Here is a 14,585-nt window from a genome sequence, read left to right as displayed (position 1 = left end):
GTGCATCGTATTTGGCGATTTATTTCCGCAGTCGTGACCGATTGCATTCGCGTGTGACGTTCCTAATCCGCAAATCTTGCCGCGAATGGCATACGCAATAAATCAGCATTACTGCATGCCGACAGCTGAATTTCAGTTTGCTGCCACGCGATTTCAATATCGAAGCAGGTTGTCAGCACGCGGCGATTGTCAGTGGCGGCATCGGCGGGAACGTTTTACCGCCTTGCTGTTCCTATGAAAACGGCGTGCCGCATGCGCACGCCATCCTGCGAGAATCTGAATGGAAATCCGTCGCGGCCGCCCAGGAGGAGGTCCCCTTGGGGGGCGCTCGATCGAAGTGGATTTCTTTCGTGGCGTCGTGCTGATCGTCATCGTGCTGGATCACATGCCGGGCAGCACGCTGTCGCATCTGATGTTGCACGCCTACGCGCTTTGCGATTCAGCCGAAGTGTTCGTGTTTCTCGGCGGCTATGCGTCGGCGGCGGCCTACACGGCAGTGCTCACGCACCGTGGCGAGAGCGCGGCGAAGATGCGCTTTTTCCGGCGCTGCTGGGAAATCTATCGCGCGTACCTGTTGACGGCGGTCTTGACGCTGCTGTCCGGCGCCGTCCTTGCCGCGTTGCATATGAACCGTTCCATGGTCGATCTCACCGGCTGGCTGCCTTTCGCGAGTCAGCCGCTGCGCGCGGCGTTCGACATCCTATTGCTGCGGCGTCAGCCTTATCTGTCGAGCGTGTTGCCCATGTATGTGATCTTCGCGCTGTGCGTGCCGTTCGCGGTGCCGCTGGCGCGCCGTTCGCCGCTCACCGCGCTGGGTTTGAGCCTCGCGGTCTGGGCGCTCGCACGGCCGCTTGCCGCGCTCTTCAGCATTGACGGCGTGGCCGACTGGGCTTTTAATCCGTTTGCATGGCAACTGATGCTGGTGCTCGGCATTCTCTGCCGGGTACAACCCGTCAGCGAGCGCTTTCAAGCAAGCAGCACGGCGCGCTGGTTGACGTGGGGTGCGGCGATCGCCGTGCTGGCGTTTGCTATAGTCAAGCTCTTCGTGCTGACGCAACCGTTGCCCGGCGCGTTTAAACAGAATCTTTCTCCCGACCGCGTGATCAACTTCATCGTCATCGCCTGGCTCGCCGCGCAATTCGTGCGCATGGGCAGCATTGCGCGGCTCGCCCAGCGGCTGCCCGCCGTGGTGACGGTCGGCCGCACGGGGCTCGTGTGTTTCGTTGCGGGCACACTGGTCTCATTGATCGTCGATACGGCGACGCCGCATACGTTCCATGGCTTTCGCGGTGTGCTGATCGGACTGGGCGGCGATCTCGTCGCCATTGGCGCTGTGCTGATGATCGCGCGCGGCTGGAACGGCTGGAAAGGGCAACAGGCGGGTGCGCCTGCCCGCGGCGCGCGCTACGGATGAGGTCGAGGGGGCGCCGCGGGCGTGTGATCGGAGACTCGCGCGCGGCAATCCGCTTCCTCGGCGCCATATTGTGGCTCGCCGCTCACCCCGCACTGGCTGCGCCCAATGAAGCCCCGCTCGCCTTGCGCTGCGCGGAATTCGCCGGCGCCGTGCTGCCGCCGGAACTCATCGCGTTGCCGACGGCCGGCGCGCAGATCGAAAGCGCCGCGATGATCGGCGCCACCGCGCCCGGCAATCAGCAGGGTGGCGAGTACTGCCGTATCACCGGCCGCATCAAAGGGCTTACGCCCACCACGCCCGATATCCGTTTCGATCTGAATCTGCCGCGCCGCTGGAACGGCCGCGCGCTGCAGATTGGCGGTGGCGGCTATAACGGCGTGGTGGTGAGCGGCACCGGCGTGATGCCGTTTTCACCGAACCGCGCGCCGCTCGCGCAAGGTTATGCGACCTTCGGCGACGACTCAGGGCATGTGGGTGATTCATCGCTCGCGGTGTTCGGTCTGGTCGATGAAGCGGTCGTCAACTTCGGCTATGCCCATCTGAAGAAAACGCACGACGCCGTGCTCGCCCTGATTGCGCGCGCGTACGGACGGCCGCCGCAGCGGATGTATTTTGCGGGCGGTTCCACCGGCGGACGGGAAGGCTACACGGTGATGCAGCGCTACCCCGACGACTACGACGGCGTGATCGCCAATTCCCCCGCGCTCAACTTTTCCGGCGTGCGTCTGCTCGGCGTGAAGCTCGGCCGCGCGGAATATGCGGCGCCCGGCGGCTTCATTCCGCCGTTGCTGCTCGAGCACGTGTACCAGCGGACCCTTGCTGTGTGCGACCGGCTCGACGGCGCCGCGGACGGCATTGTCAGCGACGTCGCCGCATGCCGTGAACACGAAGCGGAGATCATCGAATCGTTGCGCTGCGCTGGACGCGCGCCGTCACACGATGACTGCCTCACGGACGCGCAACTCTCCACCTTGCTCGTGATGCGTGACGGGCTATCCCTGCCTTACAAGCTGGCATGGGACGTCACCGGTTACTCCGGCTACAACATTTTTCAGGGCGCGCATCTGACCGGGATGCTTGGCCTCGGACACCAGCCCGAGCGCTTGCCGATGCCGACGTTCTTCGCCAACGGCTATCTGTTCGCGCAAGGCGACGGCTATCTCCGGTACTTCGTCGCGCGCGATGCGTCATTCGACTCGCTCAGGTTCGACCCGCAACACCCGGGAAAATATCGCGCACAGCTGATCGCGTTATCGCAGACGATCGGCGCGATGAACACCGACCTCACGCGCTACATTGGGCGCGGCGGCAAGCTCATCACGCTGCACGGTCTCGCCGACGAAGTCATCAGCCCGAACCAGACGATTGCCTACTATGACGCGCTGGTCGATCGCTTCGGCAGCGACCAGGTGAACGGTTTCATGCGGCTGTACATGGTGCCGGGATTTCAACACGGCAGCGGGGCGTTCATTCCCTCGGTGGATCTGCTGAGCGCGCTCGATAACTGGGTCACGCACGGCGCGTCGCCCGAAACGCTCACGGCGGTCGATATCGCGGCGGCCACCAACGGACGCTCGCGTCCGTTGTGCCGTTACCCGCTGTTTCCGCGCTATAGCGGCAAGGGCAATCTCAATCTCGCCAGCAGTTTTGTGTGTGCCGAGCCGTGACGGGCGCGGCCCCGTTCGATACCTGCCGTGCCTCGCTAATAGGGCGATTCCCGCAACAGAGCATTTCATTTGCGAAGCTGACGGCGCCGCCGTGCCCGTGCGCGCGTGATTCCGATCCTACGGGTTTCCGGTCTGGCGCCTCAGGGCGGTGCACGCTTTCGCACTTTCCATTACATTGCGGTAACAGTGCTGTTTCAGCACCAATCCCACCAATCAAACAACGGTGTCTGCCATCGTCGACTCCATGCAGCCTATCGTCTCGATCACGAACGTGTCGAAAACCTATGCCACCGGTTTTCATGCACTTAAAAACATCAATCTGGCGATCAACCGCGGAGAAATCTTCGCGTTGCTCGGACCGAACGGCGCGGGCAAGACCACGCTGATCAGCATTATCTGCGGCATTGTCAAGGCGAGCGAAGGCAGCGTGACGGTGGACGGCCTCGACATCGCGGCGGACTATCGCGGCGCGCGCTCGCTGATCGGCCTCGTGCCGCAGGAGTTGACCACCGACTCCTTCGAAACCGTCTGGGCGACCGTCTCGTTCAGCCGCGGGTTGTTCGGCAAGCCGAAAAATCCCGCGTACATCGAAAAGGTGTTGCGCGACCTGTCGCTATGGGAAAAGCGCGACAGCAAGATCATCACGCTCTCGGGCGGCATGAAGCGCCGCGTGCTGATCGCCAAGGCGCTGTCGCACGAACCGCGTGTGCTGTTCCTCGACGAACCCACGGCCGGTGTCGACGTCGAGTTGCGGCGCGACATGTGGAAGATGGTGCGTTCGCTCACGGCGAGTGGCGTCACGATCATTCTCACCACGCACTACATCGACGAAGCCGAGGAGATGGCCGATCGTATCGGTGTGATCAGCGGCGGCGAGATCATGCTGGTCGAAGAGAAAACGGAGTTGATGCGCAAACTCGGCAAGAAGCAGCTGACGCTGCAACTGGAGAGTCCGCTCACGCAGGTGCCGCCGTCGCTCGCCGGTTACGGACTCGACGTCGCGAAGGGCGGCAACGAGCTGATCTATACGTACGAAGGCGAGGGGGGGCGCACCGACATCATCGCGCTGCTGAAGGCGCTCGACGATGCGTGCATCCGCTTCAAAGACCTGCATACCACGCAAAGTTCGCTCGAAGAAATCTTCGTCAATCTGCTTCGGGGTAACCCATGAACATCTACGCAATTCGCGCGATCTACAAGTTCGAGATGGCGCGCACCTGGCGCACGCTGATGCAGAGCATCATCGCGCCGGTGATTTCGACCTCGCTGTATTTCGTCGTATTCGGCGCGGCGATCGGCTCGCGCATCAAGGAAGTGGACGGCATCAGCTACGGCGCGTTTATCGTGCCGGGGCTGATCATGCTGTCGCTGCTGTCGCAAAGCATTTCGAACGCGTCGTTCGGGATTTACTTTCCGCGCTTTACCGGCACGATCTACGAGTTGATGTCGGCGCCGGTTTCGTATCTGGAGATCGTGGTGAGTTATGTGGGCGCAGCGGCCACCAAATCGATTCTGCTCGGGCTGATCATTCTGGCGACAGCGGGCCTGTTCGTGCCGCTGCAAGTGCAGCACCCGTTCTGGATGATCCTGTTTCTGGTGCTCACCGCGGTGACGTTCAGTCTGCTCGGGTTCATCATCGGTATCTGGGCGGACAGCTTCGAGAAGCTGCAACTTGTGCCGCTGCTGATCATCACGCCGCTGACGTTTCTTGGCGGGAGCTTTTATGCGGTCAATATGCTGCCGCCGTTCTGGAAGGTCGTGACGCTGTTTAATCCGATCGTTTATCTGGTTAGCGGATTTCGCTGGAGCTTTTATGGGCTCGCGGATGTGCACGTTGGGGTCAGCCTTGGCATGACCGCACTATTTCTCGCGGTGTTCCTGGCGATCGTGGCGTGGATCTTCAAGACTGGGTATCGGCTCAAGAGCTGATTGAGTGTGCGCGAAGCGGCGCGTGTCATCTGCACGTGAGCCGCTTGCGCGTTAAAAGTAGTTTGAAGGCAAAGCCCGTGCTGCGGTCTTTAGTTGTCCGTCGAGACCGTAACAGCCTCCCACGCACGGATCTCATCCTCCAATGCGGACAACTTGCCGCGCACGAGTCCGAGTGCATCGCTGCCGAGCAAAAGATGCGCGGGCGGTTGATCCGCGGCAATCGCGGCGAGCATCGCGCGCGCCGCTTTCACGGGGTCCCCCAATTGCTTGCCGCTTTTTTCCTCACGGGCTCTGCGGATGGGGTCGAAGATATCGTCGTAGTCTGAAATAGAGCGAGGCGTCCGCGTCATCGAGCGGCCCGCCCAATCCGTGCGGAACGAGCCCGGCGCCACGGCTGTCACCGCAATACCGAACGGCTTGACCTCTTTGCCCAGTGCTTCGGAGATGCCCTCCAGCGCGAATTTGCTTCCGCAGTAATAAGCGATGCCCGGCATGGTGATGTAACCGCCCATCGACGTGATGTTCAGAATGTGGCCGCGGCGGCGTGCACGCATGAAGGGGAGTACGGCCTTCATCATGGCGACCGCGCCAAATACGTTCACATCGAATTGCTGGCGCATCTCCGACAGAGGCGATTCTTCCATGATGCCCTCGTGACCGTAGCCGGCATTGTTGACCAGCACGTCGATGGGTCCGACGCTTGCCTCGATTTGCGCGACGGCACCGTCGATCGCGTCGAAGTCGGTCACGTCGAGCACACGTCCCCAGGCGCCATTCGCGGACAGAGACTCGAAATCGCGCTTCGCCTGCGCACTTCTCACCGTACCGATGACTTTGTGACCCACCGCCAGCGCTTCCTGGGCGAGCGCGCGCCCGAAGCCGCTGCTGACGCCGGTGATGAGCAGAGTTTTGCTGGATGCCATGAAGCTTCTCCCGGATGTCGATTGGAGAATGCATACTAGTCTGACGAACGAGGCAAAATAAGCCACGTTTCGCTGATTATCTCGCATAAAACTATGAGCACGGTGCACACCTCGATCCAGCATCCAGACCGATCTTCCCGAAGCCAGAAACGCATGGTGGCCCTGCTGCGCGCGCTGGCGCCGGAAGAGGGCTACAACCTGACGGCCCTGCCGAGCGTCCGCATCCTGCGTTCGAACCGTGCACTGTCGCGCACGCCGGTTCTGTACGACCCCGGCATCGTGATCGTCTGTCAGGGCCGCAAGCGGGGTTACTTTGGCGGGCAGCTCTATCTGTACGATGAGCGTCACTACCTCGCCGTGTCCGTGCCTGTGCCGTTCAGCATGGAGACCGACGCGAGCGAGGAGCGCCCGCTGCTCGCGCTGTATCTGCACCTCGATTTCACGTTGGCCGCCGAACTGGCGGAGCAGATCGACCGCGAAGGCGAAACGGAGCGCGTGCAAGCGCCTCGGAGCATGATGTCGACGCCGATGGATGACGCGATGCAGACCTCCGTGTTGCGCTTTCTCGAGGCGATGCGTCGGCCACTCGAAGCGGTAGTGTTGGGCCCCGGCTTGCTGCGTGAACTGTATTTCCGGGTGCTCACCGGAGCCCAGGGGAACTCGATGCGTGAGGCGTTGGCGATGCGAGGACAGTTCGGCCGGATAGGCCGGTCACTCCGTCTGATCCATGCAAGCTATGCGCAACCCCTCGACGTCGCACAACTGGCCGACGAAGCGGGTATGAGCATTCCGAGTTTCCACAGTCACTTCAAGGCAATTACACAGGTCTCGCCGATGCAGTACGTGAAGTCGACGCGTCTGCATCAGGCTCGTCTCTTGATGGTGCGCGAGGACCTGACCGCGGAGGCGGCGGGTCATGCTGTGGGTTACACGAGTCCGTCCCAGTTCAGCAGGGAATTCAAACGGCTGTTCGGCTTGACGCCGGCCGCCGAGTCGAAGCGTATGCGTGAGAGCTTCGCTGTCCCGGCAGCATTCGCCGATGCAACGTATGTCTCGTCGCACTGAGTGTGGCGCGCAAAGGGGGCCTTGGGTGATTTGTCGATTCTGTTGGCGTGATCGCGCCGTTTGGGGACGTGCGGCCTAATCCGGTCCCAATTTCCGTCCGTGCGATTCTGCCTCGATGAGGCAAGGGCGAAACGCGTGCGCGGTAGGGTACAGAAGACTATCAGCGCAGTCGTATAAGTGGTATTCGCGTTGCACGCCTTGCTGGTGAATATCGTCCGCCCTAATCTGAATCTCACATTCAGCCATCCTTCCAACCATTTCCTGGACCGGCCATCTCACGCAATCCGTACACCGACTAACTTCCGATTCCGGACGACGAAGCTCCCGTTGGAGAAGACATGCACGACAACCTCCTCTCAGTCATCGTTACACGCAAATGGCAACTCGCTGAGAATTACCATGCCGTTGAACTTCAAACCAGGTCCCAACTGGAGCTTCCGTCGTTTGACGATGGAGCCTGCGTCACGCTTGTTCTCAACAACGTCGTCAACAAGGAAAGAATCTATCCCCTGTGCCGTTCTACGTCTCGCCCGCGTTCCTATGTAATCGCCGTGCGGCAAGATGACGGGGACACAAACAGAAAAGCAGCAGACCTTTCGTTGAGTCAAGGAGACGAAGCTTTTGTCGGAACGCCACGGAGTCCTACAGTTATTCTGGACAGTCGCGTACGGTCGATACTTTTTGCTGGTGGCGTCGGCACGGCATCGATCGCGGGAATCGCGAATCGACTAGCCCTGGCCGGTCAGATGTTCGAGTTGCACAACTTCGCTCGTTCACCTGAACGCGCGGTGTTTCGGGAAGAACTTGATGCGCTTAAAAGCAAAGGCAAGGTCTTTCGCCATTTTGGTCTCGATGCCGACCGAGTGGGGCAGGCAACCTCTCACGCAATGCGCCCAGCGCATGCAAACACCCAGATCTACTGCAGCGGTCCCCTCGCATTTATGGATCTCATCGAGCGCCATGCGCGCGACTGGGTGTATCCGGCCAATATCCAGAGAATCGTGCTCGGGGATGGAAGAAATGAATAGGCGCGCCTTTTCCAAGGCGCGCGCTTCGTCTCGATGTGCTTACGATTCAGCGGCGATGGCACCTGCATCCTCGCAGGTGTAGCCCAGTGCTTCCGCGACCTCGGGACAGGTCACTTTACCGAACGCGACATTCAGACCACGACGCAGATGTTCGTCGAGGGTCAGCGCCTTGCGCCAGCCCTGGTTGGCGATTTGCAGAACAAAGGGCAGCGTCGCGTTGTTCAAAGCATAAGTGGAAGTGCGCGGCACACCGCCAGGCATGTTTGCGACGCAGTAGTGGACGACTTCGCCAACTTTGTACGTGGGGTCGGCGTGAGTGGTGGGCCTCGCGGTTTCGCAGCATCCTCCCTGGTCGATCGCGACATCGACGATAACGGAGCCGGGGCTCATTGCATCAACCATCTTGCGCGTGACGAGTTTGGGCGCCGCGGCGCCGGGCACGAGCACGCCGCCGATCACTAGGTCGGCATCGAGCACGTGTCGTTCGATGTTGTCCTGATTCGAATACACGGTAATCACGCGCGCGCCCAGCAGGCGGTCCATGCGTCGCAGCGCGTCGACATTGCGGTCGAGTACGGCAACCTGCGCACCCGTGCCGACAGCCATCTGCGCGGCATTGGTGCCGACCACGCCGGCGCCGAGGATCACAATCTTCGCGGGAGGCACGCCCGCTACGCCGCCAAGCAGGATGCCTTTGCCACCGTGCGCGCGTTCCAGGCTGAACGCGCCCGCCTGAATCGACATGCGGCCTGCCACCTCGGACATGGGCGCAAGAAGAGGCAGTCCGCCGCCGCGTTGCGTGACGGTCTCATAAGCGATGCAGACCGCGTTGCTTCTGACGAGATCGGCGCACTGCTCGGGGTCCGGCGCGAGGTGCAAGTAGGTGAAAAGAATCTGTCCTCGTCGCAGCATTGCACGCTCAGGCGCCTGAGGCTCTTTCACCTTGACGATCATGTCCGCAGCGGCAAACACCGCTTCACCGCTGGGCGCAACCTGCGCGCCCGCCGCCCGGTACGCGTCGTCCGTTGCGCCGATGCCAGCGCCGGCGCCTGTTTCGACGTCCACGCTGTGTCCATGCGCGACGATCTCACGCACGGAAGACGGCGTGAGACCGACACGATACTCGTGGTTCTTGATCTCCTTCGGAACACCTATGCGCATATTGCCTCCTGGGTGCTATATCCGGCTACTAGTAGTTATTTCCCCAATACTATCGACTGTGTGACAGGGGTTGTTAATGTAATTGTGGTGAAATTTGGTTGAAACACCTGAATTAGGCGGTGTTCGTTTATTACCTTGAATCGCAGGCCTAAGGGTTTATATCTAGTTCCGTCTCCTCCAAGTTTTCTTTGTCTCAACAACTCGTCCGGGTAGGGACGAGCGGAAATGACTTGCGCGCTTCGCACGAAGATAGCCGCGGTGGAGGCCGAAAAGGTAACGGGGCGTCTCGACCAATGCTTATGCACGTGGCTTTCGTTAGAATCTGCTTTCGATCCTTTTATTCGTCTATTACCGGAGGCGAACGTGCCAGGGTTACTCCCCGATGTCGACCGCGAGGGACTCCTCGAATATTCAGTCGTTTACACCGACCGATCCATCAACCATATGTCGCAGCTTTTTCAGGGAGTCGTACGGGATATATCCGGCTCCCTGAAAAAGGTCTACAACGCGCAATCGGCCGTTATCGTCCCAGGCAGCGGGACTTTCGGCATGGAAGCCGTCGCCCGGCAGTTCGCGACGCAAAGGAAGTGTCTGGTGATTCGCAACGGCTGGTTCAGTTTCCGCTGGTCGCAGATTTTCGACATGGGCAGCATTCCGTCTGAATCGATAGTGTTGAAGGCGCGTCCTGTCGAACAGGGAAGGCAGGCCGCGTATGCGCCGGCGCCGATTGAAGAGGTGGTCGCTGCGATCAGGGAACACAAACCGGATCTGGTCTTTGCGCCACATGTCGAAACGGCATCCGGGATGATGCTGCCTGATGCCTATTTACGCGCGGTGTCCGACGCTGTGCATGCGGTCGGTGGCATGTTTGTACTGGATTGCATCGCCTCCGGTACGATCTGGGTGGACATGCAGGCCAGCGGCGTCGATGTCCTGATCAGCGCGCCGCAAAAGGGATGGAGCGCGTCACCCTGCTGCGCACTGGTCATGCTCAGTCCTCTCGCCCGCGAAAGAATCGACGCCACAACCAGCAGCAGTTTCGCTTGCGATCTTCGCAAGTGGCTGCAGGTTATGGAAGCCTACGAGAACGGCGGGTTCGCGTACCACGCGACGATGCCCACGGATAGTCTCGCGACGCTGCGCGACGTCATGAAGGAAACCGAGGCATATGGTTTCGACAAAGTGCGAGCGGAGCAGGTTGAACTCGGCACTCGCGTTCGCGCACTTCTGAGCGCCAAGGGTTTCAGGAGCGTGGCGGCTGAAGGTCTTCAGGCTCCGGGCGTCGTGGTCAGCTATACCGACGATGACGGCATACGATCCGGCAAGAAATTCGCCGATGCCGGCTTGCAGATCGCACCCGGCGTTCCCCTTCAATGCGACGAGCCTGAAGACTTCAAGACTTTCCGCATCGGATTATTTGGCCTGGACAAGCTGCATGACGTCGAGGGCGCGGTCGCGAGGCTTGCCAACGCTTTGGACAGTATCCTTTAGCGCGCTTTTTTGGAGCATGTGCGTATGGCTCGTCGTGCGCGCAACTGCATCGGCGAAGTTGCACCTGGACCCACTTCGGCCTGTGGGTCAGGTGTCACTTCTTCGGCCGCTTTTGGGTACAGCGGTCATTCATCTCGTCGAATCGGGCACTTACCTATCTATTGCCTCAGAAGTGGCGTGACGACGCGTTGCAAGCGTTCGGATGTCCAAACGGGATATTTGTCGTCCCAGCCGTTGTCCACCAGGAGACCCGATCGTCCGATCGTGAAGCTCACTGGAATGCGCCACATTCGCCCATAGTCGCCTGCCCACGCGCTGCCCAGCAGGCCCACTGGAAAGCTCAAGCCCGCTGCAGCCTCGCGAACCGCAGACAGATCGTCAGCTCCATCCAGACTGAACCCGAGCACTTGCAGCCCCCGGTCCGAATTGCGCGCGGCGTAAGCGGACAAAAGAGGCAGTTCCTCACGGCACGGCTCGCACCAGGTCGCCCAGAACGTCAGAATAACCACTTTGCCGAGCAGATCGGCGGTGTCGATGTCCCGGCCATCCAGTGTATGAAGGACCAGAGGCGGAGCAGGTTGACCAACGGCCAGCGTGGCAGCGCGGCTTGCCAAGGGCCGGCCCAACCCGCCTGCACCTAGAGACACTGCCAGCACGGCACGCAACCACGCGCGCCGCGCAGTCGATATCGAGGATGCGGTGTCCTCATGCGCCGGTTGCGCTCGCGATACGTCAGAACGCATAGCTCATCCCCACGTTGCCGGTCCAGCGTGGAAACACCTGATAACCGTCGAGCTTGCTGTATATCGCACGTTGCACGAAGCCGTACACCTCCAGGTTTTTCCACACGTTGACGGTGACGCCGGGGCTGAGATAAACGACAGTTCCCGCTGTGTTCGCCGTATCCGCGAGCGTGCCCTGGTCGTGGCTCTTGCGAGTAACGTTGATTTGCAACTGCGGAACCCACTTCGGGTTCGCTTCATAGCGCAATCCGGCACTCAAGCTGGCCAGATTTCCGGGGCGGTATGTCGCGCCTTCATGGTCGAGATTTTCGACGATTGCGGACTGGAATTGCCCGTTAATGAACGCGTCGAAGTTCTGGCTGATCGCCTGGTAATAGTAGGCGCCGACGATAAGGTCGGTACTGCCGGTGCCGGGCTGCAAGCTGGTGTCGAGCGCCTGGCCTGCGGCCGCATTGGGGCCGTTCGAGAAGAACACGGGATTGTGCCCAACGGTTGCGCCGGTGTCGACATTCTGACCGCCGTACCGGCCCGTGGGTAACTTGACGCCAAGCTGCAATCCAAGATTGTGCGTTGGCAGAAACCCCTGATAGCTTGCGATGAGCTTGATATCTCCCAGGCCTTTGCTGGTTGCGCCGCTCAAGTTGTCGGGAGTGAGCTGGTCTGTCGTCGCGTTGCCGTAAGTCGTATGGCTACGGTAAACGTACGGAATGAGAGCGCTGAAGTTCCAGCTCGCGCTGGGGCTATAGCTGATGCCGAGATTGATGTATCGATTGATCGTCTGGCGCTCCACCTCCTGGCTGCCACCAGCGTCATTGATACTGGCGGGCTGCGTGTTCGGCACTGAACTGGTACCGCTGCGCAACTGGTTCTGATTGATGAAGTCGTATTCGATGTTGATTCGCCAGCCTGGGGCGGCGGAATAGCCCATCGCTGCATCGGTGCTCAAGGAGCAGCCGCAAGTGGCGCATGCGTGAGCCGCAGCCGGAAAGATCGCGGCCATGACGAAAGGCAGCGTGCAGCGCAATAGGGTGTTCTGGTTGGTTGACATGATTTCCTCTCCGCTCGATACGGACGCGCGTCATCCCCCCTCGGGTGAAAGGACGTGCGTGTTTTCCTGAGACGACAGACTGCGGCGACGGCCTGATTACGAAGCAGGCCGACGCTGCGACTGACAGAGCAACGGCTAGGAAAAGACGGGAGGATCGCGAGGCCGGCCAGAGGGAAACGCGGCGGCATGAGGGACAAACGGAGGGGGCGCCGATACTTGCGCATCCGCTAACAATACCGTTGCAACGAGACCGGCCGGCGAGACGCTCAGAGCGGCTACATGATGAGCGAGGAAATCGCAGTATCCGCACGCCGCGATCTTGTCCGGAGACGCATGGTGTGCGGCGGAAGTGCCGCTGTCGACTGCCGAACAAATGGCACTGACCGGCTCATCGGCGCGGGACGCAACGAGCAGCTGACTCACGAGCGGCGCGAAAACGACGAGCCACATGGCGATGAGGCCAAGCCATGCGACAGAGTGTTTGTGGGCGCCGAGCTTCATGAGTAGTCAAAAATTTTTCAGGATTCTATCCATCGGATAGCGGACCTGGGTAGCACTTCCTTTATGCAGGCCATCAGCCGGAATGGACCGGATCGGCCGGGCAGGTACTTCGTTGGGTAACTGAAAGACAGGACCGTTTCGCGAGGAACAGAAAGCACCCGTAATCAGATCGACAGTTTGGTCGGCCGAAAGAGTTTGCGAGACCGGCGGTGCGAGCATTGCCATCGGGATTGCAAGCAATCTGAGAATGCCGCCAGTCTTCAAATGGAAAAGGCGAGGCATGATCTTGACGGACCGACCGGCTAGTGTGTTGTAGACGATTGTCCCGCAAGCCTTTGACGGCACCGATGGGTAGATATCCTACAAAAGGGTAGGGAAAGAACGGGGCATGTCTTTCCGTTGGGCTGCATGTCCATTTGAACGGCAACGTTTGTTCGACACGGGCAGTTGAAGTCAGACGCACTCCTGAAGCCTTCAACGTTACCGCGAACGCTCTATTCGTCTGATCTTTGGGGCTTCTATAAGAAAGAAACTGGAACGGTTTTATGCCTCTATTCAATGGATCGCGTTGCCGCGACCGGACATACGCTGTGTATTGAGGAAGGGCGTCCACACCGAACCCCAGTCCACGCGCAATGGGCTCAACTTTGCCGGCCAATTGCCGTTAGACGTGTTTGGGGGATGAGTTAGTCCTCCTTCGTAGCAAATCGGCGTAGCAAGCCTGCTATGCAGGCGTTACTTAACAAGGAGTCTTCCCATGCTGCGTTTTATCCAAACCCTTTCGCGCGACGAGCGCGGTGTCAGCTCGCTGGAATATGCAGTTCTTGGCGGCATCATCGTCGCCGTGCTGGTCGCACTCGGCACGTTCCTGTCTGGCACGACGGGCTTCCAGGCCGTGTTCCAGAAGCTGCTCACGGCGGCAAACAACGCAATCTAGTGGTCGTGATGCGCCGGCGCGGCACGAGCACGTGCGAGCCGGACACCACTTTCCTCGGCACATTCGAAAAACGATGATAGCCCCGGGTGTAGTGAAAGCGGGTGCCTGCGCGACCCTCATCATGCTTGCAGGTTTCGATCTGCGCATGCGGCGTCTGCCTAATGCCGCCGTGGCCGCGTTTGTCGCCCTGTATTTCGTCAACGCCGCCATGGCCGGGTTCGGCCTTGCGGCATGGGACATTCATCTGGCCGCGGGTGCGGCATCGTTTGCCGTGGCTGCATTGATGTTTCGATTGGGTTGGCTCGGCGGCGGCGATGTGAAGCTCGCCGCCGGGGTTTTTCTCTGGGCAGGGCCCGAATCCTGGCCGGTGTTGGTGGTCGTTTCGCTGTGTGGATTGCTTGTTGCCCTGGCCGTGGTCGCAGTGGCCGGCATGCAGCGAATTCCCGCCCTTGCCGGCGTGAGCGCGCGGCTTGACTGGATCGCGCCGGCGCGCGGCGTGCCCTATGGCGTCGCGCTCGCGTTAGGCGGCATCGTCGCAGTCTTGCTGCAACCCACAGCCGATCATCGCATGTCGCTCGCCATGGTTAGGTTATTAGTTTAGTTAATCTGGATTGGTTTTTTAGTTAACCTAAGGTTATTGCCGCACGAGCCGCGCGCTGCTTGCACTGAACACAATGC

General features: G+C 60.3%; 14 protein-coding genes. 9 read left to right on the top strand and 5 right to left on the bottom strand.

The annotated features are described in order from the left end of the window. The first annotated feature begins 280 nt into the window (after positions 1–280). From A6V37_RS25520 to A6V37_RS25505, 4 genes are all read left to right on the top strand, one after another. Positions 281–1,414: an OpgC domain-containing protein gene (locus tag A6V37_RS25520; protein WP_064271695.1), complete on the top strand. Its 1,134-nt coding sequence runs from the start codon at positions 281–283 to the stop codon at positions 1,412–1,414. Next, positions 1,411–3,081, top strand: coding sequence for a tannase/feruloyl esterase family alpha/beta hydrolase (locus tag A6V37_RS25515; protein ID WP_064286443.1), 1,671 nt, complete (start codon positions 1,411–1,413; stop codon positions 3,079–3,081). The genes A6V37_RS25520 and A6V37_RS25515 overlap by 4 nt, the downstream gene beginning before the upstream one ends. A 244-nt stretch (positions 3,082–3,325) precedes the next feature. After that, the gene (locus A6V37_RS25510; protein WP_064271765.1) at positions 3,326–4,252 is read left to right on the top strand and encodes an ABC transporter ATP-binding protein; all 927 of its coding nucleotides are present in this window, start codon (positions 3,326–3,328) and stop codon (positions 4,250–4,252) included. Then, positions 4,249–5,010 carry an ABC transporter permease gene (locus tag A6V37_RS25505; RefSeq protein ID WP_064271693.1) on the top strand — a complete coding sequence of 254 codons (762 nt, stop codon included), beginning with the start codon at positions 4,249–4,251 and terminating at the stop codon, positions 5,008–5,010. The genes A6V37_RS25510 and A6V37_RS25505 overlap by 4 nt, the downstream gene beginning before the upstream one ends. Before the next feature lie 89 nt (positions 5,011–5,099). Here A6V37_RS25505 and A6V37_RS25500 read toward each other — a convergent pair whose 3' ends face one another. Next, positions 5,100–5,933, bottom strand: coding sequence for an oxidoreductase (locus A6V37_RS25500; protein ID WP_064271692.1), 834 nt, complete (start codon positions 5,931–5,933; stop codon positions 5,100–5,102). A gap of 93 nt (positions 5,934–6,026) precedes the next feature. Here A6V37_RS25500 and A6V37_RS25495 point away from each other — a divergent pair, with 93 nt between their 5' ends. Both A6V37_RS25495 and A6V37_RS25485 read left to right on the top strand, forming a co-directional pair. Further along, a complete protein-coding gene (locus A6V37_RS25495) occupies positions 6,027–6,998 on the top strand; it encodes an AraC family transcriptional regulator (protein ID WP_064271691.1) in 972 nt (323 codons plus the stop codon). 338 nt (positions 6,999–7,336) lie between these two features. Continuing rightward, the gene (locus A6V37_RS25485) at positions 7,337–8,026 is read left to right on the top strand and encodes a ferredoxin reductase domain-containing protein (RefSeq protein WP_064271689.1); all 690 of its coding nucleotides are present in this window, start codon (positions 7,337–7,339) and stop codon (positions 8,024–8,026) included. Positions 8,027–8,065: 39 nt separating this feature from the next. Here A6V37_RS25485 and ald read toward each other — a convergent pair whose 3' ends face one another. Next, positions 8,066–9,187, bottom strand: coding sequence for an alanine dehydrogenase (ald, locus tag A6V37_RS25480; RefSeq protein ID WP_064271688.1), 1,122 nt, complete (start codon positions 9,185–9,187; stop codon positions 8,066–8,068). Between the two features lie 363 nt (positions 9,188–9,550). Here ald and A6V37_RS25475 point away from each other — a divergent pair, with 363 nt between their 5' ends. Beyond that, a complete protein-coding gene (locus A6V37_RS25475; RefSeq protein WP_064271764.1) occupies positions 9,551–10,678 on the top strand; it encodes an aminotransferase class V-fold PLP-dependent enzyme in 1,128 nt (375 codons plus the stop codon). A gap of 158 nt (positions 10,679–10,836) precedes the next feature. Here the strand turns inward: A6V37_RS25475 and A6V37_RS25470 are convergent, their stop codons facing one another. From A6V37_RS25470 to A6V37_RS39475, 3 genes are all read right to left on the bottom strand, one after another. Then, the gene (locus A6V37_RS25470) at positions 10,837–11,421 is read right to left on the bottom strand and encodes a TlpA disulfide reductase family protein (RefSeq protein WP_082902902.1); all 585 of its coding nucleotides are present in this window, start codon (positions 11,419–11,421) and stop codon (positions 10,837–10,839) included. Next, positions 11,411–12,469: a transporter gene (locus A6V37_RS25465; RefSeq protein WP_064271687.1), complete on the bottom strand. Its 1,059-nt coding sequence runs from the start codon at positions 12,467–12,469 to the stop codon at positions 11,411–11,413. Before A6V37_RS25465 ends, A6V37_RS25470 begins: the two co-directional genes overlap by 11 nt. A 135-nt stretch (positions 12,470–12,604) precedes the next feature. After that, positions 12,605–12,970, bottom strand: a complete 366-nt coding sequence (locus A6V37_RS39475) for a DUF2946 domain-containing protein (protein WP_075643560.1) — start codon at positions 12,968–12,970, stop codon at positions 12,605–12,607. A gap of 757 nt (positions 12,971–13,727) precedes the next feature. Between A6V37_RS39475 and A6V37_RS25455 the strand changes: the two genes are divergently transcribed. Further along, positions 13,728–13,907 carry a Flp family type IVb pilin gene (locus A6V37_RS25455; RefSeq protein WP_064271685.1) on the top strand — a complete coding sequence of 60 codons (180 nt, stop codon included), beginning with the start codon at positions 13,728–13,730 and terminating at the stop codon, positions 13,905–13,907. Positions 13,908–13,980: 73 nt separating this feature from the next. Next, on the top strand, positions 13,981–14,508 hold the full coding sequence (locus tag A6V37_RS25450) for a prepilin peptidase (RefSeq protein WP_064271684.1): 528 nt from the start codon (positions 13,981–13,983) through the stop codon (positions 14,506–14,508). Positions 14,509–14,585: the final 77 nt, after the last annotated feature.

Origin of the sequence: Paraburkholderia ginsengiterrae (genome assembly GCF_001645125.1) — a bacterium.
Taxonomy (GTDB): Bacteria; Pseudomonadota; Gammaproteobacteria; order Burkholderiales; family Burkholderiaceae; genus Paraburkholderia; species Paraburkholderia ginsengiterrae.
Note: the sequence above shows the minus strand (reverse complement) of the source record. Positions and strands in the feature narration are given on the sequence as shown.

Excerpts from the sequence above, each read along its gene's own strand:
- A6V37_RS25520 (WP_064271695.1), top strand. The coding sequence starts at position 281 with ATGGAAATCCGTCGCGGCCGCCCAGGAGGAGGTCCCCTTGGGGGGCGC.
- A6V37_RS25515 (WP_064286443.1), top strand. The coding sequence starts at position 1,411 with ATGAGGTCGAGGGGGCGCCGCGGGCGTGTGATCGGAGACTCGCGCGCG.
- A6V37_RS25510 (WP_064271765.1), top strand. The coding sequence starts at position 3,326 with ATGCAGCCTATCGTCTCGATCACGAACGTGTCGAAAACCTATGCCACC.
- A6V37_RS25505 (WP_064271693.1), top strand. The coding sequence starts at position 4,249 with ATGAACATCTACGCAATTCGCGCGATCTACAAGTTCGAGATGGCGCGC.
- A6V37_RS25500 (WP_064271692.1), bottom strand. The coding sequence starts at position 5,933 with ATGGCATCCAGCAAAACTCTGCTCATCACCGGCGTCAGCAGCGGCTTC.
- A6V37_RS25495 (WP_064271691.1), top strand. The coding sequence starts at position 6,027 with ATGAGCACGGTGCACACCTCGATCCAGCATCCAGACCGATCTTCCCGA.
- A6V37_RS25485 (WP_064271689.1), top strand. The coding sequence starts at position 7,337 with ATGCACGACAACCTCCTCTCAGTCATCGTTACACGCAAATGGCAACTC.
- ald (WP_064271688.1), bottom strand. The coding sequence starts at position 9,187 with ATGCGCATAGGTGTTCCGAAGGAGATCAAGAACCACGAGTATCGTGTC.
- A6V37_RS25470 (WP_082902902.1), bottom strand. The coding sequence starts at position 11,421 with ATGCGTTCTGACGTATCGCGAGCGCAACCGGCGCATGAGGACACCGCA.
- A6V37_RS25465 (WP_064271687.1), bottom strand. The coding sequence starts at position 12,469 with ATGTCAACCAACCAGAACACCCTATTGCGCTGCACGCTGCCTTTCGTC.
- A6V37_RS39475 (WP_075643560.1), bottom strand. The coding sequence starts at position 12,970 with ATGAAGCTCGGCGCCCACAAACACTCTGTCGCATGGCTTGGCCTCATC.
- A6V37_RS25455 (WP_064271685.1), top strand. The coding sequence starts at position 13,728 with ATGCTGCGTTTTATCCAAACCCTTTCGCGCGACGAGCGCGGTGTCAGC.
- A6V37_RS25450 (WP_064271684.1), top strand. The coding sequence starts at position 13,981 with ATGATAGCCCCGGGTGTAGTGAAAGCGGGTGCCTGCGCGACCCTCATC.